General features: G+C 44.4%; 25 protein-coding genes. 17 read left to right on the top strand and 8 right to left on the bottom strand.

Going from position 1 to position 26,059, the window contains the following annotated elements; genetic code table 11:
• Positions 1 to 36 precede the first annotated feature (36 nt).
• Positions 37 to 804 carry a pimeloyl-ACP methyl ester esterase BioH gene (gene bioH, locus IQ209_RS05650; RefSeq protein WP_193849773.1) on the top strand — a complete coding sequence of 256 codons (768 nt, stop codon included), beginning with the start codon at positions 37 to 39 and terminating at the stop codon, positions 802 to 804.
• 62 nt (positions 805 to 866) lie between these two features.
• Here the strand turns inward: bioH and IQ209_RS05655 are convergent, their stop codons facing one another.
• Positions 867 to 1,310 (bottom strand): OsmC family protein, encoded by a 444-nt coding sequence (locus IQ209_RS05655; RefSeq protein WP_193849775.1) that lies wholly within the window; start codon positions 1,308 to 1,310, stop codon positions 867 to 869.
• A 417-nt stretch (positions 1,311 to 1,727) separates the two neighbouring features.
• On the opposite strand from IQ209_RS05655, the gene IQ209_RS05660 reads away from it, so the two are divergent.
• Complete coding sequence (locus tag IQ209_RS05660; protein ID WP_193849777.1) at positions 1,728 to 2,609, top strand: AraC family transcriptional regulator; 882 nt, start codon at positions 1,728 to 1,730, stop codon at positions 2,607 to 2,609.
• Here the strand turns inward: IQ209_RS05660 and IQ209_RS05665 are convergent.
• Both IQ209_RS05665 and emrA read right to left on the bottom strand, forming a co-directional pair.
• Positions 2,602 to 4,110, bottom strand: coding sequence for a DHA2 family efflux MFS transporter permease subunit (locus tag IQ209_RS05665; RefSeq protein ID WP_193849779.1), 1,509 nt, complete (start codon positions 4,108 to 4,110; stop codon positions 2,602 to 2,604). The genes IQ209_RS05660 and IQ209_RS05665 overlap by 8 nt on opposite strands.
• A gap of 13 nt (positions 4,111 to 4,123) precedes the next feature.
• Positions 4,124 to 5,311, bottom strand: a complete 1,188-nt coding sequence (gene emrA, locus IQ209_RS05670) for a multidrug efflux MFS transporter periplasmic adaptor subunit EmrA (protein ID WP_193849781.1) — start codon at positions 5,309 to 5,311, stop codon at positions 4,124 to 4,126.
• A gap of 433 nt (positions 5,312 to 5,744) precedes the next feature.
• On the opposite strand from emrA, the gene IQ209_RS05675 reads away from it, so the two are divergent.
• From IQ209_RS05675 to IQ209_RS05700, 6 genes are read left to right on the top strand one after another with little or no spacing between them, the layout of a single operon-like run.
• The gene (locus IQ209_RS05675) at positions 5,745 to 6,926 is read left to right on the top strand and encodes a LuxE family acyl-protein synthetase (protein WP_193849783.1); all 1,182 of its coding nucleotides are present in this window, start codon (positions 5,745 to 5,747) and stop codon (positions 6,924 to 6,926) included.
• 9 nt (positions 6,927 to 6,935) lie between these two features.
• Positions 6,936 to 7,292, top strand: a complete 357-nt coding sequence (locus tag IQ209_RS05680; RefSeq protein ID WP_193849785.1) for an iron-sulfur cluster assembly scaffold protein — start codon at positions 6,936 to 6,938, stop codon at positions 7,290 to 7,292.
• A complete protein-coding gene (locus tag IQ209_RS05685; RefSeq protein WP_193849787.1) occupies positions 7,289 to 8,470 on the top strand; it encodes a cysteine desulfurase family protein in 1,182 nt (393 codons plus the stop codon). The genes IQ209_RS05680 and IQ209_RS05685 overlap by 4 nt, the downstream gene beginning before the upstream one ends.
• The gene (locus tag IQ209_RS05690) at positions 8,467 to 10,164 is read left to right on the top strand and encodes a fatty acyl-AMP ligase (protein WP_193849789.1); all 1,698 of its coding nucleotides are present in this window, start codon (positions 8,467 to 8,469) and stop codon (positions 10,162 to 10,164) included. Before IQ209_RS05685 ends, IQ209_RS05690 begins: the two co-directional genes overlap by 4 nt.
• Positions 10,161 to 10,406 carry an acyl carrier protein gene (locus IQ209_RS05695; RefSeq protein ID WP_189759709.1) on the top strand — a complete coding sequence of 82 codons (246 nt, stop codon included), beginning with the start codon at positions 10,161 to 10,163 and terminating at the stop codon, positions 10,404 to 10,406. The genes IQ209_RS05690 and IQ209_RS05695 overlap by 4 nt, the downstream gene beginning before the upstream one ends.
• On the top strand, positions 10,403 to 11,470 hold the full coding sequence (locus IQ209_RS05700) for an NAD(P)/FAD-dependent oxidoreductase (RefSeq protein ID WP_193849791.1): 1,068 nt from the start codon (positions 10,403 to 10,405) through the stop codon (positions 11,468 to 11,470). Before IQ209_RS05695 ends, IQ209_RS05700 begins: the two co-directional genes overlap by 4 nt.
• Positions 11,471 to 11,598: 128 nt before the next feature.
• On the opposite strand, the gene IQ209_RS05705 is transcribed toward IQ209_RS05700, so the two are convergent.
• The 5 genes from IQ209_RS05705 to IQ209_RS05725 all read right to left on the bottom strand — a co-directional run bounded on the left by IQ209_RS05705 (position 11,599) and on the right by IQ209_RS05725 (position 17,763).
• Positions 11,599 to 12,042, bottom strand: a complete 444-nt coding sequence (locus tag IQ209_RS05705; protein ID WP_193849793.1) for an OsmC family protein — start codon at positions 12,040 to 12,042, stop codon at positions 11,599 to 11,601.
• Between the two features lie 144 nt (positions 12,043 to 12,186).
• On the bottom strand, positions 12,187 to 12,426 hold the full coding sequence (locus IQ209_RS05710) for a FeoC-like transcriptional regulator (RefSeq protein ID WP_193849794.1): 240 nt from the start codon (positions 12,424 to 12,426) through the stop codon (positions 12,187 to 12,189).
• A 23-nt stretch (positions 12,427 to 12,449) separates the two neighbouring features.
• On the bottom strand, positions 12,450 to 14,762 hold the full coding sequence (feoB, locus tag IQ209_RS05715; protein WP_193849950.1) for a Fe(2+) transporter permease subunit FeoB: 2,313 nt from the start codon (positions 14,760 to 14,762) through the stop codon (positions 12,450 to 12,452).
• A 76-nt stretch (positions 14,763 to 14,838) separates the two neighbouring features.
• The gene (gene feoA / locus IQ209_RS05720) at positions 14,839 to 15,066 is read right to left on the bottom strand and encodes a ferrous iron transporter A (RefSeq protein ID WP_047766405.1); all 228 of its coding nucleotides are present in this window, start codon (positions 15,064 to 15,066) and stop codon (positions 14,839 to 14,841) included.
• 360 nt (positions 15,067 to 15,426) lie between these two features.
• Positions 15,427 to 17,763, bottom strand: coding sequence for a Tex family protein (locus IQ209_RS05725; protein WP_193849796.1), 2,337 nt, complete (start codon positions 17,761 to 17,763; stop codon positions 15,427 to 15,429).
• Positions 17,764 to 18,037: 274 nt separating this feature from the next.
• Here IQ209_RS05725 and greB point away from each other — a divergent pair, with 274 nt between their 5' ends.
• The 9 genes from greB (at position 18,038) to IQ209_RS05770 (ending at position 26,013) form a co-directional block, all read left to right on the top strand.
• Positions 18,038 to 18,520 carry a transcription elongation factor GreB gene (greB, locus tag IQ209_RS05730; RefSeq protein WP_193849798.1) on the top strand — a complete coding sequence of 161 codons (483 nt, stop codon included), beginning with the start codon at positions 18,038 to 18,040 and terminating at the stop codon, positions 18,518 to 18,520.
• 99 nt (positions 18,521 to 18,619) lie between these two features.
• The gene (ompR, locus tag IQ209_RS05735; RefSeq protein ID WP_193849807.1) at positions 18,620 to 19,339 is read left to right on the top strand and encodes a two-component system response regulator OmpR; all 720 of its coding nucleotides are present in this window, start codon (positions 18,620 to 18,622) and stop codon (positions 19,337 to 19,339) included.
• Positions 19,336 to 20,349, top strand: coding sequence for an ATP-binding protein (locus tag IQ209_RS05740; RefSeq protein ID WP_228005741.1), 1,014 nt, complete (start codon positions 19,336 to 19,338; stop codon positions 20,347 to 20,349). Before ompR ends, IQ209_RS05740 begins: the two co-directional genes overlap by 4 nt.
• Positions 20,350 to 20,551: 202 nt before the next feature.
• Complete coding sequence (gene pstS, locus IQ209_RS05745) at positions 20,552 to 21,574, top strand: phosphate ABC transporter substrate-binding protein PstS (protein WP_193849809.1); 1,023 nt, start codon at positions 20,552 to 20,554, stop codon at positions 21,572 to 21,574.
• A 31-nt stretch (positions 21,575 to 21,605) separates the two neighbouring features.
• A complete protein-coding gene (pstC, locus tag IQ209_RS05750) occupies positions 21,606 to 22,565 on the top strand; it encodes a phosphate ABC transporter permease PstC (protein WP_193849954.1) in 960 nt (319 codons plus the stop codon).
• A 1-nt stretch (position 22,566) separates the two neighbouring features.
• Positions 22,567 to 23,475, top strand: a complete 909-nt coding sequence (gene pstA, locus IQ209_RS05755; protein ID WP_193849811.1) for a phosphate ABC transporter permease PstA — start codon at positions 22,567 to 22,569, stop codon at positions 23,473 to 23,475.
• A gap of 49 nt (positions 23,476 to 23,524) precedes the next feature.
• On the top strand, positions 23,525 to 24,319 hold the full coding sequence (pstB, locus tag IQ209_RS05760) for a phosphate ABC transporter ATP-binding protein PstB (protein ID WP_193849813.1): 795 nt from the start codon (positions 23,525 to 23,527) through the stop codon (positions 24,317 to 24,319).
• An 18-nt stretch (positions 24,320 to 24,337) separates the two neighbouring features.
• Positions 24,338 to 25,054: a phosphate signaling complex protein PhoU gene (gene phoU / locus IQ209_RS05765; protein ID WP_193849815.1), complete on the top strand. Its 717-nt coding sequence runs from the start codon at positions 24,338 to 24,340 to the stop codon at positions 25,052 to 25,054.
• A 110-nt stretch (positions 25,055 to 25,164) separates the two neighbouring features.
• Positions 25,165 to 26,013: an ABC transporter substrate-binding protein gene (locus tag IQ209_RS05770; protein ID WP_193849817.1), complete on the top strand. Its 849-nt coding sequence runs from the start codon at positions 25,165 to 25,167 to the stop codon at positions 26,011 to 26,013.
• Positions 26,014 to 26,059 lie beyond the last annotated feature (46 nt).

Below are 26,059 nucleotides of genomic sequence, written 5' to 3' on the forward strand. Positions count from 1 at the left end.
TTTCCTTCCTTGGTGACAAATAAAGTGAGAATAACAATGAATCAGTTGTTTTGGCAGACAATTGGCGATGCACCACGTGATCTTGTGATGCTGCACGGATGGGGTCTAAACGCTGAGGTTTGGCGCTCAGTGGAAACGCGATTGGCTTCGCATTTTCGTTTGCATCTGGTGGATTTGCCGGGTTATGGGCGTAGCCAAGCGTATTCGGCTATGTCATTGGTGGATATGGCAGAGATTGTCTGGCAGCAAGCACCAGTAAATGCCTTGTGGCTAGGTTGGTCTTTAGGAGGATTGGTGGCTAGCCGGATTGCTTTGGATCACCCGGCACACGTTGCGGGTTTGATAACCGTAGCTTCTTCGCCAAGATTTAGTGCTGATGGCGACTGGCCGGGGATTAAGCCAGAAGTCTTGAGGGCATTTGAGCATCAATTGAGTGCTAATTTTCAAAAGACGGTCGAACGTTTTCTGGCTTTGCAGACTTTGGGGACGGACAGTGCACGCCAGGATGCTCGTGTACTGAAATCAGTGATACTGAACCAGCCGATGCCGACAGTTGAGGTACTTAATGCCGGTTTGGAAATCCTGCGCACTGATGATCTAAGGGAGGAATTGTCCCAACTTCAATTACCTTTCCTGCGCCTATATGGTTATCTTGATGGTTTAGTACCGCGTAAGATTGCTTCACAGCTTGACAAGGCATGGCCACATACGCACTCGGTTATTATGCGCAACGCTGCTCATGCGCCTTTTATTTCCCATCCTGAGGAGTTTGTTGAAGTGTTAACGAATTTTGTGGCAGGGTAGTCAATTGATTTGTCATTATTGATAATTACCCATAGCATTAATTGTTATGGGTAATCGATAATTTATCTTGAAGAATAAATTTCAGTTACAATTTCAGGTGTATTGACCATGGTGTCGCGAATAGGGCAGTTTCTCTCGATAAAATCAATAAAATCTCGTATTTCTTGTTCAGTATTATCTGCTTTAATATAGAATTTTGATGTAATTTTGGAAAAACCAATTTTGGCATTTTTATTTATACCTTTTACGCCATCAAGATCTAATTCACCCTCTAGTTCTATTTTGATATCGGTCAGATTTATTTTATGGGCACTGGCAAAGCTTTTCGCCACCATCCCCTGACAAGCACCGAAAGCGGAAAGCAATGCTTCTACAGGCGTCATGGCTTCATTTTTTCCTCCCAAACTTTCCGGTTCATCTAAATGAAAGAAAAAGTTTCGTGAGGAACATTTCATTTTCAGAGGACCTACAGATTCCACAGTTGCAATAAATAACTCTTTAGACATATTATTATCCTTAGGTTATTAATAATGATAGAAATGCAACCCAGATAATAAGGAACTATTTTTTAGTTTTCAATTTTAATAGAAGTAATAAAATTTAGTGCTAGGGAATAATATTAATTATATTTAAACAGTGAGTGAATTTGTACTGAAAAAGCATTTTCTAAGGGTAAATGATAAATTTTTTTACTCTAATTTCTCGTATAAACTTTACTTTGTACATTCTCCTTAACGGATTGGCAGGGTGATAATACTCAAGCGTCTAAACAGGAAAATAACCCTGTTTGAATAGCACTATTGGCCTTGCTAATTGCTAATGCTGTTGGTTGACGTCATACCCGCTAAACGATTAATCTAGCGTGCATTGCAAGTTAAGGTAGACTATATTCACTCACTGCTTTGTTGATAAGGATTGAGGCTATGCTATCAAATATTCCAGCTGCCCCTAAGTTTATCCGGCAATATAAACATGCTACTAGTGAATTAAACTTTATTTACAATGTATCAACTGAATGGCACCAACATCCCTGTATTCAACTCAGCCTATCTTTACATAGCCATGAGTTGCTCGCCTTATCAATACAGGATAAGACTCACTCCTCTCATGGTTTTCTTATTCGTTCAAATGTGATGCATAAGTTGGATTCGTCCAATACTTGTAGCATTACATTGCTCATTGAACCTATCGATGAGCACTACCATTTATTCAGCCATCTCACAGAGGATCTGGCAGTCATTTCGCTGGGGTATGATGACATTGTGGCAGTAACGGATTATCTCATTAAGTCGTTTCTTTGTGGTGAAAAACCTGACACATTTGCTATTTACTTGTTACTGAGCCCATACCCGCCATGCCACTGCCAGTTTGATAAACGTATTTTAAAAGCGGTTACGTTTATTGAATCGTTATCAGTAAAGCGGATTTCATCCCGCCAGGTCGCTGATAAAATTTACCTTTCTGAAAGCCGTTTTTTACATCTTTTTCGCGATCAAGTGGGAATTAATTTCCGCGCTTACTTGCTATGGTTACGTTTAAGTGATGCTATTGAAGAAATTTATATGACCGATTCTTTAACATTGGTTGCTAATAACTGCGGTTTTTCTGATACAGCTCATTTTAGCCGGACATGCAAAATGGCATATGGAATACGTCCTTCTGACCTTAAACATATAATCCAACAAAATCTACAGTTCAACTGTAACACTGCGCAATGTCTCTATAACATCAATAAACAAGCAATACATAATATTGCTGAGAGACAAAGCCATCATGAAAAAGAAACAAATCCCCGAATCATTTAGGCGATAAATTTGATCTGGACAACCAAAGAATCAAAATGAGTGCCAGAAAAATAAAACCAAAGAGCCAGAAAATTTCGTTAGCTGCCAGAATTAAACTCTGGTTAGTAATTTTCTTCGCAAGAAAAATGGTTGCCTGTAGGTCAGATAATCCCAGTAGCTTGATATCTTGATAAGCTAAGTCAACAAGAACGTTATTTTGTGTGATGTTTTCAGTGAGCTGAGAATGGTGAACAGCTTCACGTCGAGACCACAATGTATTGGTTAACGATGTACCTATCGATATCGCCAGGGTTCGAAAGAAGTTAAACAAGCTTCCTGCTGAAGCGATCTTTTCCTGGGGGATATCAGATAAAATAATCATGTTGAGTGGCATAATAAAACAGGCAATCGCTATCCCCTGTACAAACTGTGGCCATGCTGCACTGGAAAAATCCATCCCAGACTCAAAAGTATGCGCCCGCCAAAAAAAGCAGAAAGAGAAGACAATAAAGCTGAGGGTGACTAAATAGCGCATATCAATTTTAGCACCAAATCGGCCAATAACCGGGGCTAGAAAAATGGGAAGGATGCCGAGAGGCGCTAATGCAAACCCTGCCCAAGTAGCGGTGTAGCCAAAAACTGTCTGTAATAACTGGGGTTGTAAGACTAAGACACCAATATGCAATAGAAATGCCAAACTGATACAAATCGTGCCTACTGTAAAGTTACGAGATTTAAACAGGGATAAATCAACAATCGGGTTATCATCAGTCATTTCCCAAATGACAAACAGGATGATACCTATCGTTGCAATGATAGCCAATGTGATGATTTCATTGGAATTAAACCAATCGAGTTCCTTGCCTCTGTCTAACATAAGTTGTAAGCAACCAACACCGACAACGAGTAGAACCAAGCCCACTTTATCAACCGGGATAATTTCAGTTTTGGTTTCGCGCTTATTTAACAGTAAGTAAGTAATAAAGATAGCGACCAAACCAATGGGAACGTTGATTAAGAAAATCCATCCCCAGTGGACGTTATCGCTAATCCATCCACCGAGGATAGGCCCACAAACCGGGGCTATAATGACGGTCATAGACCAAATGGCCAAAGCCATACTGTGTTGAGACTTAGGAAAGTTTGCCAGCAACAAGCTTTGTGATAAGGGGATGATAGGGCCTGAAACCGCGCCTTGTATAATTCGGGTAATAATGAGCATTTCAAGGCTATTGGAGATGCCACATAACCAAGAAGAAATAATGAAAAGCACGGTCGAAATGACAAACAGCCGCACTTCCCCCACTCGTTTTGCCAACCAACCCGTTAAAGGGATAGAGATCGCATTAGCAACACCAAATGATGTGATAACCCAAGTGCCTTGTGACACAGATGATCCAAGATCACCTGCGATGGTTGACAATGCTACGTTAGCAATCGTCAAATCCAAGATTTGCAGAAAAGCGATAATTGCCAGGGACAGGATTAGCCACCAGCGCTGGCTGACTGATAAAAGTTCCATAGCTGTGTGATCCTTAATTTTCATGACTGGTATTGCTTTTTATGATTTGTTCAATAATTTCATCTACTTCTTTATTATCGAATGAGAGCACATCAGTCTGATAAATAATCCGTTGCGGAGTTTTGTTAGCCAGAGTTGTACCTTCTGTTTTTCTCGTATCAACAGTTGCATGCATTGATAAACCGATTCGTAATGGGTTGCGGGCAATTTGCTCCGGATCTAATTCAATACGTACAGGGAGGCGCTGTACCACTTTAATCCAGTTACCTGTCGCGTTCTGAGCGGGGAGGATAGAGAAAGCGCTGCCAGTTCCCATATCCATACCCGTAATCCGTCCCTGATAAGTCACACTATCACCATAAAAATCACTGATTAACTTGACGGGTTGCCCCAGACGCATATTAGTAAACTGGACTTCCTTAAAATTCGCTTCAACCCATAATTGGTCAGAAGGGACAATTATCATCAAGGGTGTAGATTGATTGATTTGGGCGCCGACCTGAACACTACGACGTGATACATACCCACTGACTGGCGCGTAAATTTTAGTACGTTGCAGGGACAACCAAGTTTCACGTAAATTGGATACCGCCTTTTCTATATTGGGCAGCTTCTCTAGCGGTGTTCCCATAACCAAAGCCTGATTAATCTTATACTGCTGTATGGCGACTTTTAAATCTGCTTTGGCAATATCAACAGCCTTACGAGCGTGATCCAGCTCTTCAACAGCAATGACATTGACCTTTCCTAATTTTTCCCGCCTTGCCAGATCACTTTTTAACTTGTCTAAAGTCAGCTGTTTTAATTCCACATTAGCCAGAAGCTTGGGATTACTCAGGATAGTTTCTTGTGTTTCACGCACGGCTTGGGCTAACGCATGTTTACTCTTCCCGAAGGCATTTTCAGCATCAGCGCTATCCAAAGTTAACAGAAGGTCACCCTGATGAACGAAATCGGTGTTATCAACATAAATATTTTTTACGCTGCCATGGGTTTGTGACATAACTTGAACTTGATTACCGACAACATAAGCATTATCTGTTGATTGGTAGAAACGCAATACCATGTACCAATAAAGTAGGTAAGCTGCACCGGAGGACAAAAAAAATAATACAACAACAGAAAGTATTATTTTTCGCTTTTTATTATTTTTTTCTCCTTGTAGTGGCTCAGGCATAGTTTCAACTTTATTATTTCCCATGTTCGACTCCGATTAATTAAATTAATAAGCATATTCAAAATTTATACTGATATGCTACCGCCAGGCATCCCTATTTTTCATGTGACTTGCATGGAATGAATTCCATACTGAGGTGTTATGCCCGCTAATACCTTGATGGTATTCGGTATATTCATTTTATAACTTAATAACATGATTGGATTGAATAATCTGGCTGATGTGGAAGTGGTTGAATGTTAAATAAAATTTATGCAATTATGGCGGGGCAGGTAAGGAACGTATGTGAGTGATTTACAAAGTAAATAAAAATAGCCAGTTTATTCAAGCAAAATAAAAACACGATAGTTAAATTTGCTTTTGCAAAAAGTGCTTACACGAATTGCTTATACATATGATCTGACACAACTGCCGGAAAGCAGTTAAAAAATATATAATAACTATTAGGATAGATTACATGTTCAAATCGACTGAGCTGTATGAGAAAATAAAAGAAGTAAATAGTGACGCTATAAAATGGTTAATTACAAGTAATAACTTTTTTTATAGTCTCTCAACTGAAGAACAACAAGAATTAAAAACCCATATTATTAGAGATGCCTTTAAATACCATTTTGAAAATAATGCTTACTACCGTGAACAATGTGAAAAGAAAGGGGTAAGACCCAGTGATATTCAAAATTACACAGATTTAGTCAATATCCCAGTTATTCCTGTATCCACATTTAAATCTGCAAATAGCCATCGTCTTTTGAGTAAACCTCTTTCCAGCATTGAACATGAGATGCGTTCGACAGGCACTAGTGGGATCCCGAGTGTTGCCCGTCGATGTGATGAAACAATGGACTACACTACCATAGGTCTTTATAACTCATTTCGTGACATGCTTAAACTCTCCAGTGGCGCGGGACTTTGTTTATGTCCTTCCACAGAGGAAATTCCTGAAATGGGAATGATAAAAGCATTCAATTGGCTGGCCGGGTTGCTGGATACAAATCGTTTTATGGTTAAGGAAGAGCGTTTTGTCCCGGAAGAAGCTGTCAGTCAATTAAAAGAATGGCAAGGAAAATTTACCCGCCATCTGATAGGGCCTCCATTCCTTATTCATCGCTTTATCAGCTTCTTAAAAGCGACAAATACTAAGTTGGAACTGGATAGCGGAAGTATGATCATTACACTTGGTGGTTGGAAGCGTTTCACTGGTGCCATGATCTCCCGTACCGAGTTTAATCAGGAGCTGGAAACTTGGTTAGGTATTCCAGCTAACCAGGTTCGTGATATGTACGGGCTAGTCGAAGCTAACTTTTTGGCCATAGAGGATGAGTTTAATCAAAAACATATACCGCCTTATATTCATTTCTCTGTTCGTGATCCGGAAAATTTATCCCGGGAAGTGGCTGATGGTGAAACCGGTCAGCTTGTTATTTTTGATCCCATAGCACGCTCAACACCGGGCATGTTGTTGACTGAAGACATGATTTACCTGCGCACTGATCGTGATCCATCAGGGCGTAACTCGCAACGTATGCAATATGTTATGCGGGCGCCTTCTGCAACGGAGTTCGGCTGCTGTGCCGTTAATCTGGAAAGTAAAATGTCTGCTGATGAACAAAGGGATGTATGCCCTGTTACTCAGTGAGGTCTAATCATGTTTAATGAAATTATCACTGATAACTTCTGTAATCCTGATTTTCAGGGCAGCCTGACAAATTCTGATATTCAGTTGAAGTTGGGTAACCCGGTGTGTGGGGATACAGTGAATATTGATTTGTCATTGAGTGAAGAAGGGCGCATCAGTGCGGCCCGTTTTCAAGCTTGGGGATGTACGACTTCTTTAGCCATGTCTAACCAGTTTTGTCGCCAAGCTCAGGGAAGAACTCTGGCAGAGATCGCCCAATTAAGCACACAAGAGATCGCCAGCATGTTGGGTAAGCTGCAACCTTCACAGCAGCATTGTCTGGAAATGTTGCACGCTCTTTTTCAGCAGGTAAGGGAGCATATATGACAATGTTGTACTTTGATTTCAATGCGACAACGCCACTGAGTCATAAGACAAAGACGGCAATTCAGGGCGTGTTGGATCAATTTGCCAATCCTTCCGGCAGATATCGTTTAAGCCAAAATCTGGTAACGTTGATTCATCAGGCAAAAGAGTCAATCGCTCAATTAGTGGGAGGTTCGCCAGAAAGGATCATTTTTACTTCTGGGGGGACAGAGAGCAATAATCTGGCTTTGCACAGTGTATTCAGCCAGCTTCCGGTTGGTCAATTGTCACGTTATCACGCCATCTGCTCCGCAATTGAACACTCTTCAATTCTGGAACCTCTGCGTTGGTACCAGGCGCAAGGCTTAAAGCTTACTGTCATTGAGCCGAGTAAAACAGGAAGAGTTGATCTGGACACCTTATGTCGTGCTATCACACCTCAAACGTGTTTCATCGCATTGATGGTAATCAACAATGAAACTGGCGTTATTCAACCTTACGATCAGCTTGCTTCCAGGCTGAAAGGAAAAGGTATCCATCTTCATCTCGATGCCATACAAGCGGTAGGAAAATGGCCGATAAGCCGTTTTGATGATATTCCACTAACTATTTCCTTTTCCGGGCATAAATTTTATGCCCCTAAAGGGGTGGGTGGGCTGTATTACAGCCAGCAAGTAAAAATCAATCCCTTACTACATGGAGGTGGGCAGGAACACGGCTTACGTAGTGGTACAGAAAACACATTAGGAATAGCCGGATTAGCGGCTGCCGCAAAAGAAGCTTATGAAGAATTGGTTCAACGCATTGATTACTGCCGTGAAATGAGAACGTACCTGCTTACTCAATTAGATAAGTTGGGTGTGAATTATCACGTAAATGGTGAGATAAATCCTGAATATCAGGCTCCATGGACATTAAATGTCAGTTTCCCTGGTATTAGGGCAGAAGCGTTAGCAAGCAGATTGGATTTATGCCATGGCATTTCTGTTTCTCTGGGATCTGCTTGTAGCAATAACTCTCATTCACCTCAGCGTTCACATGTTTTACTTGCGATGCAATCTCCTCATGACTATATCGATAGTGCATTGCGGATCAGCTTTGGACATGTTACTGAGCGGCATGAAGTGAGTGTCTTGGCTAATGCCTTACAACAGGAAACACGGCATTTATTGGCCATTGCAGGAGAACAAAAAAGATGATGTTGGAGCATGCTCAAACACTATTATGCTGTTTTAAACATTATGCTTCACAGCAGCCAAATCAAATTGTATATCGCTTTTTACCTTCAGGAGATTCAGAGACGGTTACCCTGACTTGGCAAGAATTGGAACAACGTTCCCATCAACTTGCTTGTGCCCTCGTTGCTGGAGGACAACAAGGGAAAACGGTTATTCTGATGTACCCTGCTGGTCTGGAGTTTATTGTCGGATTATTAGCCTGTTTTAAAGCGGGGGCTATTGCTGTTCCATCCAATGTCGTTCGGGGAAGTCGCCATCTACAAAGGTTAACTCAGATCTTGAATGACTCAGAAGCGAAAGTGATTCTGACCACCTCAGAGTTAAGCAGGGTTTTATCAAATGAATTTCCTGATCTGGGGATCATGTATTACTCGGAAAATCAGCCGGTAGATGAAAGCACGGAACTTCCCTCAATCAGTCCGGGACAATTGGCCTTCCTACAATATACCTCTGGTTCCACTGATATTCCTAAAGGAGTGGTGGTCACTCACAATAACTTAATCCATAACTTGCGGGCAATGAATAATACTTTTGGCTTGCATGAAGGGTTAGTCATTGGAGGCTGGATACCCCAGTTTCATGATATGGGATTGGTGGGACATATTTTAATGACCATGGCACTCGGTGGACAATATAACTTCATGTCACCCTTGTCATTTATCCAACGGCCATTACGTTGGTTACAGTTGATGCATGATTATAAAGCAGAATTCTGTTGTGCCCCTAATTTTGCTTACGACTTATGTGCTGACCAAGATTGCTCTGGGCTTAATCTGGATCTGTCCCGCTGGCGTTGGGCGGGGAATGGTGCCGAACCAGTCAGAAATGAAACGTTGATGCGTTTTTATCAGGCAGTTAAGGAATATGGGTTTATTTATCAAAGCCAAATACCCTGTTACGGTATGGCTGAAGCAACACTGGTAATCAGTTCATCCACGAGTGAAGATCCGCCACTGAGTTTAACGCTTTGCAACGGCAATCTGGAAAAAGGGAAACTTGCCTTAAAACCCGGTGGGATTGTAATGCAAGCTTGTGGTCAAGTTGCACCTGATCACCGAGTCGTGATTGTTAACCCCGACACAAAAGTATTGTGTGAGCCTGATGAAATCGGTGAGATCTGGGTCCAAGGACCAAGTATTGCCATAGGATATTGGAATAATCCGCAACAGACCCAACAAAACTTCATGGCTTATACGACCACTGGAGAAGGGCCTTTTCTCCGTACCGGTGATCTTGGTTGTCTGTACCAACACCACTTGTTGATCACCGGCCGTTTGAAGGATTTGATTATTATCCGAGGGCGGAATATCTATCCACAGGATATTGAGTACACGGCCACTATGCAATCAACATCCTTTCGTCCAGGAAAAGCAATTGCATTTGAACTGGGACAGCGGGTTGTTGTCGCCATCGAGCTGCAAAAAAATGTGGAACAAGAACACAATTTCAGAGAATTGAAACGAAATGTAATTCAGGCACTCAATGCAGCGTTCGATATCGATATCGCTGACTTAGTGTTTATTCAAGCTAATAAATTGCCTACAACTAGCAGTGGAAAAGTACAACGAAAACTCTGCCGTTCGCTTTACTTGCAAGGCAAATTACAGTTAGCCGATGTGCTGTCTACCACCGAAACTCAAGGAGCATTAATATGACCGAGCTGGAGTTAAAAGGCTGGCTGATTGAATATTTGACACCTTATTTCCAACGCCATGATATTCCTATCGGTGAACACGTTTCTTTCGATAGCCTTGGCTTGGATTCTGCAAGCCGGGTAACACTGATTAGTCAGTTAGAAAAAACATTACAGCGAAAATTGGATCCTATTCTTGGCTATGAATACCCCACTATCCACGCTCTGGCTGAACATATATTGCAATTGGAGCCGACGCCATGAAAATCGATTGCTTAATCGTTGGTGCAGGGCAAGCGGGGCTAACACTGGCTGTTACCCTTAACAAAAAAAAAATTAACACATTGATTCTGGAGCGAGACCAGCGTATTGGTGATGTTTGGCGTCGGCGCCCTGACAATATGTTGTTATTTACTTCCCGTATGATGAGCCAGCTGCCTGATTTTCCTTTGGCAGGTTCTCCTGATGGCTATCCGGGTAAGGATGAGATAGCGGATTATCTGGAACGTTACGCACATCATCATAATCTACACGTATTGACGGGCATGCAGGTGATCAGTGTAAAACATCAAGATGGGGTGTTTACTCTGACCACGCAAAAAGGGGAGCAGTTTTCTGCTCCTTGTTTAGTTAATGCCACTGGTGCTAACCAAGTACCAATTATCCCTGAGATGGCGAGCGATTTATCTCCCTCTGTCCAGCAACTGACGGCTGATCGTTATCAGAACCCCGAGCAATTTCAGGCGGGGTCACGGATTGCTGTCATAGGTGATGGCGCCAGTGGCCGACAGATAGCACAAGAACTTTCTTCCACGATGAAGGTGACATTATTCTGTGGTTCCCCTCGCCCGCTTGTACCCAATCGGGTTATGGGTAAGGATTTGTTCTGGTGGCTGCATAAGTCAAGGATATTGTATGCAAATACATCGAGCCTGGTCGGTAAAATAGTACAACGACGTAATCCACTTCCATGTGGTGAGCTTAATAACCCGCGTTTGTCTGCGCTTAATGTACAGATAGCGCCAAAATTAGTAAGGGCTGAAAACGAAACATTGTATGACCAACAAGGTAAAAAATATCACATTGATGGATTGATTTGGTGTGTAGGGTATAAGGAAGTCACGGATTGGTTAACCTTGCCTGGCGTTAGCAATTCGCAAGGTTTTATCTGCGAAAGTGGTCATATTAATGGAGGAAAAACAGCCTATCCAGGGTTGTTTATTGTAGGCAGAAAATGGCTCAGTAGCCGTGGCTCTGAATTATTACTTGGTGCAGCCAGAGATGCACAACGGGTCGCACAATGGGTGGAACAAAAGCTGGGGTCTTAATGTGTCTATTAATGACTAACTCTGCTATCTGACCAATAAATGGAATAAACTGCACAACTGATATGTTTATTCCATTCTTGATGTAATTCAATCGATAATAAAAACGCTTACCATCTTGTTATAACTATTTATTTATTCGGATAAACCTCAGTCACAATTTCCGGCGTATTGACGATAGTATCGAGAATAGGGCAATTACTTTCGACAAAAGTAATAAAATCGCGGATCTCTTGTTCGGTATTATCGGCTTTAATATAAAATTTGGAGGTGATTTTTGAAAATCCCATTTTGGCGTTTTTATTTCTACCTGTGAAGCCATCGGTATCCAGTTCTCCTTCCATTTTAACCTGAATATCGATCAAATTGATTTTGTGCTTGCGGGCAAAGCTTTTTGCCACAATGCACTGACATGCACCAAATGCAGAAAGTAACGCTTCTACTGGATTCATCGCCTCATCGGTTCCACCGAGGCTTTTGGGTTCGTCGATATGGAAGGTAAAATCTCGCGATGAGCATTTCATTTTGAGATTGCTAACTGACTCAACTGTTGCAGTGAATAACGCTTTAGGCATATTACTATCCTCAGGTTATTAATATAGGGATACCGCATCCCAGATAATAAAGAGAGAGTGATAATTAATCTATGTATTCTTTTTAAACGCTTATTAGAAGGGATTCTCTTTCAAGGTAATTATAGCGATAACGTAGGGAATTCCTTATTTTTTTAGGGCAAGCTGATAGGCTTTAGTATCACATTTTTGTGTTTCCGGGCACTGCTTGCAACCCCCGCTGAGGCAGGAGGAAGCATCCACTTCCTCCAGTTTACCCATTATGACAAGCTGCTTGAGCATGGCTTCCACCATTGCCAGCGGTGCTGAAAACTGATGGCTCAATGATCTGGCATCGGTACGCCCGTTGAGGGCAACAGCATCTCTGATTTTCAGCAGGTTAATCATTTATGGCTCCTCAATGGCTCCGGCTAGTGACAACTATTGTTTGAGCATTCGCAACTGCGGTCAGCGGCATTACTGAATGTCACCGTGACTCGGCTGCGTGCGCGGCGTAAACCAATCACTATCAGAATGTTAAACAGGATCACGGCCAGAATGGTGATCAAGCTACTTTGTGGATGAGCTGAAAACGTGGTGATTTGATAAAACAGTGCTGACAGAGAATAAGCGACGTTTAATCCCCACAGAATCGAGAATGTCATCCAGCCACGGCTGGTTTCACGGGCAATGGCACCCATCACGGAAACACAAGGCACGTACAGCAACACGAAAATCAGGTAACTGTAAGCGGAAATGGCAGAGCCAAATTTAGCGCTCATGGTTCCCATAGAGCTGCGATCCATGTTGCCATCACCTTTGCTGGCTTCAATCGGGTTAGAAAGCGCACTCAACGTGAAGGTTTCTTTCAGGCTATCCCACGTTTCTGCGACCGAATCTTTTAGTTGATCCAGTAAATTAAATTCATCGGAATTAAAGGGCTCTTGAGCAAGGTTTTCTGCGGTATAGAGGGTATTTAGGGTTCCTACGACCACTTCTTTTGCCATCGCGCCAGTGATAAGCCCGACGGTGGCTTGCCAGTTATCGGAATGCACACCGATAGGTTGCAACACAGGTGTAAGCACTTTACTGACGGAGGCCAGCGCCGATTGGTTGATATTATCCACGGTCTTGCCGGAGAAGGAGAAACTGTTCAGGGCGCCAATCAACATGCTCGCGGCGACAATCACTTTACCAGCGCGGATGACAAAACCTTTCAGCCTCTGCCATGTCTGGAGCAGCAGAGTTTTGGCATGGGGAACGTGATAGACCGGCAGTTCCATAACAAATGGCGATGCTTCACCGCGCATTAGCGTGAATTTCAGCAGCAGCCCTGTCAGGATGGCGATGACAATCCCCAGGATATACAGGGAGAAAACGATGCTGGCTCCCTCTTTGCCGAAGAAAGCCGCAGCAAAGACGGCAAAGATCGCCAACCTTGCCCCGCAGGACATAAACGGCGCCATCATGATGGTAATCAAGCGTTCACGAGGGGCATCCAGCGTCCTTGATCCCATCACGGCAGGTACGTTACAACCAAAGCCAACAATCAGGGGGACAAAGGATTTACCTGGTAATCCTATGGCTTGCATCAGCCTGTCCATGACAAATGCTGCCCGTGCCATATAGCCGGAATCTTCCAGAAAGGAGAGGAACAGGTACATCATGCCAATTTGGGGAACCAGCGGCAGGACTGTATTGATGCCCCCACCAATTCCCTGAGCAAGAAACACCGTTAACCAATGCGGGAAATGGAGAGTATGGCCAAGCCACTGCATTCCATCAATAAAAATGGCGGAGGAAGCGCCGTCAAAGATAGGCTGTAAAGCTCCCCCTATATTGATAGCCAGCACAAACATCAGGTACATGACAAACAAGAAGATAGGTAGGCCCAACCAGCGGTTTAGGATAACGGTATCTAACGCTTGGGTCAGTTTGTTAGGTGTGGCTGCGCGGGTATCAATAACCGCCAGGCAAATTTCACTGATGGTTTGATAGCGTGAGCCTGCGATGATAAGGTCAGGTTCTTCAATTTGTTGTTTTTGCAAACGATCTTTGCTTTCAGCCAATTGTGTGTGAGTCAGGTTGGATACCCCACGGCTGTAAATATCCCCTTCAAGGACTTGCAAAGTCAGCCAGCGGCGCTGTTGTGGGGTAAATTTTTCTGCGATCTGGCTGGAAAGGTGGGAAATCTCCTGCAATAACGCATCAGGGTAATTAACCTGTACAGGGCTGGTATGCTGTGGGTAATTGTCGATGGTTTTTTTTAGCGTATCTATCCCCGTGGCACGGGTTGAAACCAGCGGGATGACCGGACAGCCAAGGCGTTTTTCCAGTGCAGGAATATCAATATTGATGCGTTGATTTTGGGCGATATCCAGCATGTTTAGTGCAATGATGCAGGGAACACCCAGTTCAATCAATTGCAGTGAGAGATAAAGGTTACGTTCCAGATTAGACGCATCAACAACATTGATCAGCATATCTGCTTCACCACTGAGGATATAGTGGCAGGCGATTTGCTCATCAATGGAAGTTTGTTCGGAAATGGTGGTAAGCGAATAAGTGCCAGGGAGGTCGACAAGTTCGATCTGATGGTTATTGGTGGTAAAGTGGCCGGTTTTGCGTTCTACGGTAACGCCAGCCCAGTTTCCCACACGTTGGTGAGAGCCAGTAAGCTGGTTAAAAAGCGTTGTTTTGCCGGCATTGGGATTACCAATCAGGCCAATGGTTAATTGTTTCATCATACTTTCTGCCAATCAGGAAAGTGAATTTCGTACCTGAGTTATATTTTCAGTACCAAATTGACTTAGGGCCTTGCTAATTCAGATCTTCATGCAACATGAGAAATGCCAAGTCTTGTTTACGAAGGGTAAGGTTAACTCTGCGTGTTTCAATTTGTATTGGGTCGCCCAATGGAGCGAAGCGAATGACCTGAAATGTTGAGCCAGGTAACATGCCGAGTGACAATAATTTTTGTCGGTAAGCTGGGGTAATCTTTGGAGAAAATCCCAGAATTTTATATCTACGTTCTGGAATAAGAACCATATAAATCTCCACTCTAACTGAAAAAATAAGTGATTATAAGAATTATTATCCTCAATAACGGAAGAACCACAAGAAAAAAGTAGGGTAATTTCTCTGAATTATAGTTGTTAATGATAATAATACGCAACTGCGATTTTGGTTATCTATATTGGATAATATGGAAATGAATTGATATTAATCAAATTAATGAAGAATTAATTAAAATATGCCGATGTCATCACTTATCCAAATTTATAACGTCAGCAATAAACAGAATCATTATGATGAAAATCATCGATTTTTTGGATATTAAAAAATCCTGAACTGGCACAATTAGGCCAGTTCAGGACATTATTTAAGACATCTAACGTTTTTTGTTAATTAACGTTTTTTACTAAAGGCAGCGGCCAATGCATCACTCATGGCGCTGTTGGCTAAAGGCGCAGAACCGGAACGCGAAACAGGGCGGTTTCTGCCATTGCCGTTACGATTATTGCGATCCTGACGGTTGCCTTCTTGGGCGCTACGGCGTGCTTGGGTTTCACCGGGCTGCTCATCAAGACGCATGGTCAATGCAATACGCTTACGGTTGAGGTCAACATCCATCACCTTCACTTTCACGATGTCACCTGTCTTAACGATGGTGTGTGGATTTTCCACAAAGCGATCGGAGAGGGAGGAGATATGAACCAGGCCATCCTGATGGACACCGATATCCACGAATGCACCAAAATTGGTCACGTTAGTTACCGTACCTTCCAAGATCATGCCCGCTTGCAGGTCGTTCATGGTTTCAACCCCATCGGCAAATGTGGCGGTCTTGAATTCAGGACGCGGATCGCGACCCGGTTTTTCCAGCTCTTTCAGGATATCGGTGACGGTCGGGATCCCAAATTTTTCGGTCGTGAACTCCTGGGCGCTCAAGTTACGCAAATTAGCCGGGTTGCCCATCAGTTCAGGCAGGGTTTGCTGGATTGTTGCCAGGATCTTTTCAACCACTGGATAGGCTTCTGGGTGTACCGTTGAAGCGTCCAGCGGGTTATCACCCTGATTGATGCGCAGGAAGCCCGCGCATTGCAGGAAGGCTTTTGGCCCCAGACGGGTCACTTTCAATAGTTGATTACGGTTGTCGAAACGACCGTTTTCATCGCGCCAGTTAACAATATTTTGAGCAACAGTGCGCGTCAGGCCAGCAACGCGAGTCAGCAAAGCGACAGAGGCGGTATTCAGGTCAACACCGACGCTGTTTACACAGTCTTCGACCACGTTATCCAGTTTTTTGGCAAGCAAAGTCTGGCTAACATCATGCTGATATTGACCAACACCGATGGATTTGGGTTCGATTTTCACCAGCTCAGCCAGTGGATCTTGCAAGCGGCGAGCGATGGAGACAGCGCCACGCAGAGAAACATCCAGATCAGGGAATTCCAGTGCAGCCAATTCAGAGGCGGAATAGACAGAAGCTCCCGCTTCGCTGACCACTACTTTTTGTGCCGTAACGTCAGGATACTGTTTCTGAACGTTGACAAAGAAACGCTCTGTTTCACGGGATGCGGTGCCGTTGCCAATCGCAACCAGTTCCACTTGGTGTTTGGTGCACAGCGCTGCGACGATGGCAGCCGCTTTGTTTTCCTGTCCGGTGTGCGGATAAATGGTATCGGTGGCAATCAGTTTGCCTGTCGCGTCAACAACGGCGACTTTTACTCCTGTGCGCAAACCTGGGTCCAGACCCATTGTCGCGCGCATACCCGCAGGCGCAGCCATTAGCAGGTCATTCAGGTTACGGGCGAATACGTTAATCGCCTCGTTTTCGGCTTTCTCACGCAGGGTGCCCATCAGTTCGGTTTCCAGATGTAGCAGCACCTTGATGCGCCATGTCCAGCTCACCACGGCTTTGCGCCAATTGTCAGCCGGTGCATTGTTCAGGCGCAGATTCAGGTGATCGGTAATAATTTGTTCGCAGTAGCTCTCTTTTGGCGCTTCCTCAAATTGTGGATCCGCATTCAAAGAGAGTTGCAGAATGCCTTCATTGCGTCCACGGAACATAGCAAGGGCGCGGTGGGAAGGAACAGTGGCGATGGCTTCGTGGTGATCGAAATAATCGCTGAATTTCGCGCCTTCTTCCTCTTTACCTTCGATAACCTTGGAAACCAGGTGAGCGTTTTTCCATAAATATTCACGTACCTTCGCCAGCAAGGTTGCATCTTCGGCAAAACGCTCCATCAGGATATAACGTGCGCCATCCAATGCTGCCTTGGTATCAGCAACGCCCTTGTCAGCATTGACATAGGCCACCGCCGCCAGTTCTGGCGCTTGCTGTGGATCTTGCCACAGCAGATCGGCCAGAGGCTCCAATCCGGCTTCGATGGCTGTTTGTCCACGGGTACGGCGCTTAGGTTTATAAGGCAGGTACAGATCTTCCAACTCAGTCTTGCTGAGTGTCGCGTTAATCGCTTCTGCCAGCTCAACGGTTAGCTTTCCCTGTTCCTCAATTGATTTCAGGATAGTTTGACGGCGGCTGGACAGTTCACGCAGATAGCCGAGTCGGCTTTCGAGTTGGCGGAGCTGTGTGTCATCCAGACCACCGGTGGCCTCTTTACGGTAACGGGCGATAAAGGGAACCGTATTCCCCTCATCGAGCAAGGTGATGGCAGCTAGGATTTGCTGTGGTTGAGCCTGTAGCTCACCGGCAATGATTCGACTTAAAGATTCATTCATGGTCTGTTTTCTTCAACTTCTTTAGGGCCTGTAGATATCCTGAGACATCATCAGACAGAGCCGGATAAGATCAAATTTCATCTGAAACAGTATCGGCATGGTTCAAACTGGCTCCATTTATACGTGCTGAGCGCGATAATTTCCAGTTTAGCGCGATATTTCAATTATGTTGCAGCAGAATTCATCAAATATCTTCTGAGTTGGGATTGGGTTGATGAGAGTTGATAAGATATAGTACTGCGCCATTAATCATCTTTTCTCAAGTGAGTTTTTCATGGCCAAGAGTCACTATATTACCCGAGAGGGTTGGCATGTACTTGATCAGGAATTGAAATATCTTTGGAAAGTTGAACGCCCTAAAGTGACCCAAGCTGTTTCAGATGCTGCTGCATTGGGGGATCGTTCAGAGAATGCAGAGTACATTTATGGTAAAAAAAGGTTAAGGGAAATTGACCGCCGAGTGCGTTTTTTGTCCAAGCGTCTGGATGTCCTGCAAATTGTCGATCCTGACCCGCGACAAGAAGGGAAAGTCTTTTTTGGGGCATGGGTAAAAGTTGAAAATGAGTATGAGGAAGAACACCTATTTCGTTTGGTGGGACCGGATGAATTCGATCCGGCTAAAAAGTGGATCTCCATTGATTCTCCGGTGGCGAGGGCATTATTGGGTAAGCAGGTTGATGATGAGATCACAGTGATGACACCAAATGGCGTGGTGACTTACTGGATACTGGAAATCAGCTATCAACCTCTGGCATAAATCGCCTTAAAATACATGTGGTTAAATCTCTATTGGCGTTATGGGTTTTCTGTGAAAGTGATGGATGTTGCGGGCATGGAGCATCTTGGGAGCTGAAACATGCAAGAGAGTTATAAAATCCTTGTTGTTGATGATGATATGCGCTTGCGGGCGTTACTGGAACGTTATTTATCCGAACAAGGGTTCCAGGTGCGTAGTGCCGCAAATGCAGAGCAGATGGATCGTTTATTGACCAGAGAATCCATCCAATTGATTGTCCTGGATTTAATGTTGCCGGGTGAAGATGGGTTATCTATCTGTCGAAGGCTAAGAAGTCAGCATAACGCGATCCCGATCATCATGATATCCGCGAAAGGGGAAGAGGTTGATCGGATTGTTGGGCTTGAAATTGGCGCTGATGATTATCTTGCCAAGCCTTTTAACCCGCGTGAATTGTTAGCACGTATGCGTGCTGTCCTGCGGCGACAGGCGAAGGAATTGCCGGGGGCGCCGACGCCGGATAATGCGGTGATCAAGTTTGGGAAATTTAAACTTGATCTTGGAACGCGTGAAATGTTTCATCGAGATGAATTGTTACCTTTGACCAGTGGTGAATTTTCCGTGTTGAAGGTGTTGGTTTCTCACCCACGTGAGCCATTATCACGGGATAAATTGATGAATTTGGCGCGGGGACGAGAGTACGGTGCGATGGAGCGTTCCATTGATGTTCAGATTTCCCGTCTGCGTCGCTTGATTGAAGAAGATCCTGCCCGTCCGCGTTATATCCAGACGGTCTGGGGATTGGGATACGTTTTTGTTCCTGATGGAAACAAGGTATGAAAAAGCCCGGAATGAAAAAGTTTTGGCTTTCTCTGCGTACTTTGTTTTTCCGTGTTCTGTACTTAGTGCTGGGCAGCTTGCTGTTCAGCTCTCTGGTTACCTTACTGCTGGTGGTATTAGAAGCGCTCCCTTTTAACGCGGTATTTCCCTATCTCTTTATCAGTGTTTTTGCGGTGGCACTGTCCGTGTTCATGGTGTTCGGTCGATATTCTGCTGTCCAGAAACATTCATTGAAAGCCATGCAGAAAGCCGTTATCGACATGGGAAAAGGAAGAAGAGGTTCATCAGTGCCTGAAAGGGGAATGCCCGCTATTCGTTCCGTCATTAGGGCGCTTAACCAATTGTCGGCGGAGCTGAAATCACAGGAGAGCGATCAGGCGGTATTAATGGCTGGCGTGAGCCATGACTTGCGTACTCCACTTACCCGTATTCGTCTGGCGATGGAAATGATGGAAGGAAAAGATGATTTTCTGACAGAATCTGTCCATCAGGACATTGAAGAGTGCAATGCCATGATTGATCAATTCATTGATTATCAGCGGGCAGGGCAGGAGATGCCGATGACATGCTGTGAATTGAATGGGTTGCTTGAAGAGGTGATTACAGCAGAGCAGCGTTGTGCAGCAGATACCGATATTGAAAATCGTTTAGCGACAAGTTCGATTTTTATTTTAGCCCATCCCTTTTCCATCAAACGTGTACTGGTCAATTTGTTTACTAATGCCCGTCGTTACGGCAATGGATGGATCCGCATCAGTAGTGGTTCAACAGAAAAATTTGGCTGGTTTCAAGTTGAGGACAACGGCACTGGAATGACAAAAGAAGAAGCCGCTGTTTTATTCCAGCCTTTTATGCAGGGAAATAATAGACGCGAAATAAATAGTGGCGTGGGGCTGGGGCTGGCGATCATCTGCCGTATCATTGATAACCACGGGGGAGATATTCAGGTGGGGAGCAGTGAAAAACAGGGGTTGTCCATTCGCGTATATATTCCGTTGAGTGCAAGATGAGAACATCATTGAACGCAAAATAAGGCACTGCCGAAACCACCTGTCATAAAAATGTCATCATTCATACATCTTATTGTCATTGAATTCGCCTATTTTCATTATTGAATCATTTTGTTACCTAAAAATCAGACTGTCAGTGATACCTGACATTTGTGTTTCATTAATGATGCGTATCCCAGTAGGAAATCCAACAGGAGATAGTATGAAATTAATGCGTACCACCGTGGCGAGTATCATGGTTGTTGTATTTGCCATGACATCCCTGTCTTCATTCGCGGCCACCAGCTTGACGGGGGCGGGTGCGACATTTCCTGCTCCGATATATACCCAATGGGCGGATTCTTATCAGAAAGAAACGGGCAACAAAATCAATTATCAAGGCATTGGCTCTTCTGGTGGTGTAAAACAGATTGTTGCCAATACGGTCGATTTTGGTGCCTCTGATGCCCCGCTTTCTGATGAAAAATTGACGACTGATGGCTTGTTCCAGTTTCCAACGGTCATCGGTGGAATTGTGCTGGCGGTGAACATTACCGGTGTTAAAGCCGGTCAGTTGGTTCTGGATGGTAAAACGCTTGGTGATATTTATCTGGGTAATATCAGGAAATGGAATGATCCGGCAATTGCAAAGTTGAATCCCGCTCTCAAACTGCCAGAACAAAACATTGCCGTGATTCGTCGCGCTGACGGCTCAGGGACTTCCTACGTTTTCACGAGTTACCTGTCCAAAGTTAACAGCGATTGGAAACAAAAAGTAGGGACGGGCTCGACCGTCAAATGGCCAACAGGATTGGGCGGTAAAGGTAATGATGGGATTGCTGCATTTGTTCAGCGTCTGCCGGGTTCGATTGGTTATGTCGAATATGCCTATGCGAAGCAGAATCACCTTGCTTATACCAAACTGGTTTCAGCGGATGGTGCCGTGCTAGCGCCGACCGAAGAGAACTTTAGTGCAGCGGCCAAAGGTGCGGATTGGAGCCGCAGTTTTGCGCAGGATCTGACAAACCAGAAAGGCGATAATGCGTGGCCAATTACCTCGACTACATTCATTCTTATCCACAAGCAACAGGCAAATGCTGACAATGGTATCGCAGTGCTGAACTTCTTCGATTGGGCTTATAACAACGGCAAACAACAGGCGAAAGATCTGGATTATGCCACCCTGCCGGAAGACGTGGTCAGTCAGGTGCGTGCAGCATGGAAGAGCAATCTCCCCTTTTATTAAGGGGAAATAACCTAAAATGAGAATGAAGCGTATGGCCGAACGTAAAACGGCACTGAAAGCACCGAGCAGAAAGGGTGACATTATCTTTAGCGCCTTGGTTAAGTTAGCGGCGCTGTTAACTTTATTTCTGCTGGGAGGCATTATCATTTCGCTGATCATTGCTTCCTGGCCGAGTATACAAGCATTTGGTTTTGCTTTCTTATGGAGCAAAGAGTGGGATGCACCGGCAGGGGTGTTTGGCGCATTGGTACCGATTTATGGCACATTGATGACTTCATTAGTTGCCCTGATTATTGCGGTTCCCGTGAGTTTTGGTATCGCCTTGTTTCTGACAGAATTATCACCAAACTGGTTAAAACGTCCATTGGGTATGGCGATTGAGTTATTGGCGGCGATCCCCAGCATTGTTTATGGCATGTGGGGGCTGTTTGTTTTTGCCCCGCTGTTTGCCACCTATTTCCAGCAACCCGTTGGTGACGTGCTCTCCAGTATTCCCATCGTGGGTGCGCTATTCTCCGGTCCTGCCTTTGGCATCGGCATTCTGGCGGCGGGTGTTATTCTTGCTATCATGATTATCCCCTATATCGCTTCGGTCATGCGCGATGTGTTTGAACAGTCTCCTGTGATGATGAAAGAGTCTGCTTATGGCATCGGTTGCACAACATGGGAAGTGATTTGGCATATCGTCTTGCCGTATACCAAGAATGGTGTGATTGGTGGTGTAATGTTGGGGCTTGGCCGGGCATTGGGAGAAACAATGGCGGTCACCTTTATTATCGGTAATACCTACCAACTTGATAGTTTGTCTCTGTACATGCCGGGGAACAGTATTACTTCTGCATTGGCAAATGAATTTGCTGAGGCTGAATCTGGCCTGCATACTGCCGCATTGATGGAACTGGGACTGATTTTATTTGTCATCACCTTTATTGTTCTGGCGTTGTCAAAATTAATGATTATGCGTCTGGCAAAAAATGAGGGGCAGCGCTGAGATGACAACCATCAATGAGCAACCTTCATATTTCGTCGATACAGTAAACGAAGCGGAGATGAAAAGCCGTCGCCGTATGCAGTCATGGCGTCGTCAGAAAAATTGGCTGGCGCTGATGCTATCTATGATGACGATGGCATTCGGTTTATTCTGGCTGGGCTGGATTTTGATCTCCACCGTCACTAAAGGTATCGATGGTATGTCGTTGGCGTTGTTTACTGAAATGACACCACCTCCCAATACCGAAGGCGGTGGATTGGCAAACGCCATTGTGGGTAGTGGCTTGCTGATCTTCTGGGCGACAATGTTTGGTACGCCATTGGGAATTATGGCGGGCATTTATCTGGCGGAGTATGGTCGCCGTTCATGGCTGGCAGAGATCATCCGTTTTATTAATGACATCCTGCTTTCAGCCCCTTCGATTGTTGTCGGATTATTTGTCTACACCGTTGTGGTAACGAAGATGCAACACTTTTCGGGGTGGGCTGGAGTCATGGCACTGGCACTGTTGCAGATCCCTATTGTGATTCGCACGACGGAAAATATGCTGAAATTAGTGCCGGATAACTTGCGTGAAGCCGCTTATGCCTTGGGAACACCGAAATGGAAAATGATCTCTGCCATTACGTTGAAAGCCTCGATATCAGGCATTATGACCGGTGTGTTACTGGCTATTGCGCGTATCGCGGGTGAAACGGCGCCATTGTTGTTCACCTCGCTTTCCAATCAGTTCTGGAGTACCGATCTTAACCAGCCGATGGCAAACTTGCCTGTCACTATTTTCAAGTTTGCCATGAGCCCATTCTCTGATTGGCAGCAGTTGGCATGGGCGGGGGTATTGCTGATCACCCTGTGTGTATTGCTCATTAATATTGTGGCGCGTGCGCTGTTTGCGAAGAAAAAGCACTAATATTGTTTCAACGGAATAAAAGCAGAAGGTATTAAAGAGACAAATACTGATGAATAAAGCTAATGACGTTATTTCAGTAAACAAAATCACAGAAAGTAAAATTCAGGTACGTGATCTGAATTTCTATTATGGCAAGTTTCATGCACTGAAAAATATTACGCTGGATATCGCACAAAATAAGGTAACGGCATTCATCGGGCCATCGGGCTGTGGCAAGTCCACATTATTGCGTACTTTCAACAAAATGTATGAATTATACGGTGATCAGCGCGCTGAAGGTGAAATTATTCTGGATGACACTAATATCCTGACAGACAAGCAAGATGTTGCCTTACTACGTGCTAAAGTTGGGATGGTCTTCCAGAAACCGACACCATTCCCGATGTCCATTTACGACAATATTGCTTTCGGGGTACGCCTGTTTGAAAAACTGCTCAGAACAGAGATGGATGAACGAGTCCAATGGGCATTGACCAAAGCGGCATTGTGGAATGAAACCAAAGATAAATTACACCAGAGTGGGCATAGCCTTTCTGGTGGCCAGCAACAGCGTCTGTGCATCGCCCGTGGTATTGCCATTCGTCCAGAGATCTTGCTGTTGGATGAACCTTGTTCGGCACTTGATCCCATCTCGACAGGACGCATTGAAGAGTTGATCAGTGAACTGAAATCGGAATATACCGTCGTGATCGTCACCCACAATATGCAGCAGGCGGCTCGCTGTTCGGATTACACCGCATTTATGTACCTGGGTGAACTGATTGAATTTAGCGATACCGATAGATTGTTTACCACACCAAAGATGAAACAGACCGAAGATTATATTACTGGCCGTTACGGTTAATACGGGGGATAGCATAATATGGACAATCTGAATCTCAGCAAACATATCTCTGGTCAATTCACTGCTGAGTTGGAACATATTCGTACAGAATTGATGACAATGGGCGGTTTGGTGGAAGAGCAGCTCAGTAAGGCGATTCTGGCGATGCACAACCAGGATGAAATATTGGCACGGCAAGTGATTGAGGATGACCAGAAGGTCAATATGATGGAAGTGGCGATTGATGAAGCGTGTGTTCGCATCATTGCAAAACGCCAACCGACGGCCAGTGACCTGCGCCTGATCATGGTTATTTCAAAGACCATTGCTGAACTGGAGCGCATTGGCGATGTTGCCAATAAGATTTGCAAGACTGCGCTTGAAAGATTTTCACATCAACAGCAATCTTTGCTGGTTAGCCTGGAATCACTGGGGCGCCATACAATCCAAATGTTGCATGATGTGTTGGATGCTTTTGCCCGTATGGATCTGCAAGAAGCCATCCGTATCTACCGTGAAGACAAAAAAGTCGATCAGGAGTACGAAAGTATTATTCGCCAGCTCATGACTTACATGATGGAAGATCCCAGAACCATTCCGAATGTCATGACGGCGCTCTTTTGTGCCCGCTCTATTGAGCGCATTGGTGACCGTTGCCAGAATATTTGTGAATTTATCTTCTATTACGTCAAAGGACAGGACTTTCGCCATATTGGTGGTGACAATCTGGAAAAATTACTGACTCAAAAAGAATAGTTATTATTCTAAAATCGAATAAATATAGTACTTTATATTATTTCAGGTGCTATATCTAAATTGATAGCTTTTGTTGATATATAAAAATTAATAACCAACAGGGGTGTACAATGAAGATTGGCAACAAATCTCGCGTAGCGGTTACTGCTCTGCTGACCAGCTTGGCATTGGTTTCAGGAGTGGCAAAAGCCGATAAACTTGATGACATTAAAAAAGCTGGTACGGTACGTATTGCGGTATTTGACAGTAACCCACCATTTGGTTTTATCGATCCTCAAACGAAAAAATTGGCAGGCTATGATGTCGATATCGCCAATGCGATTGCCAAAGATTTAGGCGTGAAGCTGGAGCTGCGGCCAACGAATCCAGCAAACCGAATTCCTCTGCTTTCTTCCAAAAAAATTGACTTAATTGCTGCTAACTTCACGATCACTGGTGAACGTGCAAAACAAGTTGATTTTTCCATCCCTTATTTTGCGACTGGTCAGAAATTCATTGCCCGCAAAGGTGTTTTGACTAAACCGGACGATATTGCCAAATTGCGTATTGGTGCAGACAAGGGAACGGTACAGGAAATCACCTTACGTGAGCGTTATCCAACAGCCAAAGTGATCTCTTATGACGATACACCGTTGGCATTTGCGGCTCTGAGAAATGGCAATGTCCAGGCGATCACCCAGGATGATGCGAAACTGGTTGGCTTGCTGGCAAACGTACCGGAAGCACAGAAAGCCGATTTTGAAATTTCGCCTTTTAGCATTACTCGTGAATATCAATCAGTTGCGGCCGCCAAAGGGGAAACACGATTGGTTGATTCGGTTAACCAAACCTTACTGAAATTGGAAAAAGAGGGTGAAGCAGAGAAAATCTATAACCGCTGGTTTGGCCCGGAAACGAAATCCGCTCAACCGCGGGGTGATTTTAAATTTGCTCCGTTAGCAGATCAGGCAAAACAGTAATGTTTGTTTAGTGCTTCCAATTAAGAACACCAATTGATTAGCCCCG

Origin of the sequence: Xenorhabdus sp. BG5, from assembly GCF_015163665.1 — a bacterium.
Lineage (GTDB): Bacteria > Pseudomonadota > Gammaproteobacteria > Enterobacterales > Enterobacteriaceae > Xenorhabdus.